The organism is Pedobacter sp. 01T416_2, from assembly GCF_056398925.1.
Genome location: NZ_JBFTQI010001034.1, coordinates 1 through 1,613 on the forward strand (window position 1 = coordinate 1; position 1,613 = coordinate 1,613).

The window sequence follows — 1,613 nt, forward strand, 5'->3', positions numbered from 1 at the left end:
GTGTTGGGTAACTTGCAACATCCGCAGCATCAACAAAAAGACCATCGGCCACAAATCCATAAATCGGGTTTAATGGTTGGCCCAAAAAGAAATTAGGGATTACGTTTTGAATATTGCCCGCTATTTTGATTACCTTTTGATTATTATATGAGAAATTTGGTGATACACCGAAGTTCACCTGACCTATTTTGGTATTGTAGGTTAAACTAACCTCAATACCTCTATTTTGGATTGAACCCGCATTCTGCGTTGGTGCGCTTAAGCCAAGTGTAGAAGATACCGGAACCTGGTATAAAATATCTTTAGCTGTCCTATCATAAATATCTACTGTACCACTAAGCGCATTCTTGAACAAAGTGAAATCAAGGCCAAGATTGGCAGTGGTTGTTGTTTCCCATTTGATATCCTGATTGGCAGCTGCAGTCACCGCAGCACCAGGGGCAATTACCCCTCCGAAATTATACCTTACATTGGTGCTGATATTATATTGATATGGATAATTGGAAATATTGGCATTACCCAATGAACCATAGGAAGCCCTGATTTTCAGCTCATTGATCCAGCTAATATTATCCTTAATGAATGATTCTTCAGAAAGTCTCCAGCCTGCAGAAACCGCAGGGAAAACCCCATATCTATTTTTAGGTGCAAATCTTGAAGATCCGTCATAGCGCACATTGGCCTCAAAAAGATATTTGCCGCCGTAATCGTAGTTAAAGCGGGCGAAGAAAGACCTGAAAGCGTATTCATTCGCAGATCCGGCGTTTTGCATATTTGTCGTTGCGCCAGCGTCGAGCTGATACAACAGGTTGTTCGGAAACTTGTCGCGATAGGCACTTGTAAAATTATCACGGTGTGCCTCTTGCTGGTAACCACCTAAGATGGAGAAGTTGTTTTTGCCAAAACTTTTAACATATTTTAAAAGTAAATTGAGCGTAACTTCATTTCCATCGGTATTACCTATCCCCAAGCTATTTGGGCCCACATAAGTTGTCTTATCAATGTTTATATCTGCTACGTAGGTGGTATTTACACTCGTGTAATAGTGATAACCGGCAGTTCCACTTAAGTTCAATCCCGGGATAATGTCCCATGCGAGTGTGGTATTGCCATAGAAGTTTTTAGCACGTAAGTTATTGAAACCTTCACTGGCGAGCCATGCTTCGGGGGCGAAGAAATCCTGACGGCCGTAGGTGCCATCTGATTTCAATCCTGCAATGGTATTGGGCTCACGCACCGAAAATCCAATTATCCCACCTATTCCGGCTGAATTGGATTGCGGCTGGGTTTGCAATTGAGAAAAACCGAGTATACTGGTTTTAAGATTCAGATTATCTTTGATACGGGTATCAATATTGGCCTGGATATCGTATCTTTTGTTGTTGGTTTCTGCCGTTAACCCATTATGATCACGGTAGCTTCCGGACAGGTAATAAACGTTATTGCCTTCACCGCCAGAAACACTGGCATTATGATACTGCTGAAATCCGGAACCCGTATTCAACAGATCTTTTAAATGGGAAACGTTGGGAAAGTTATCCGGATCGGCTCCGCTTTTATACTTCGCTACCACATCGGCACTTGCTCCGGTTAGTTCCGCATAAGTCCATGAG

General features: G+C 42.4%; 1 protein-coding gene. It reads right to left on the reverse strand.

Translation table 11 applies throughout. The features are described from left to right. Window positions 1-1,613 (reverse strand): SusC/RagA family TonB-linked outer membrane protein (locus AC1DPQ_RS27065; protein ID WP_477611469.1); only part of this gene is annotated, 1,613 nt, incomplete at both ends.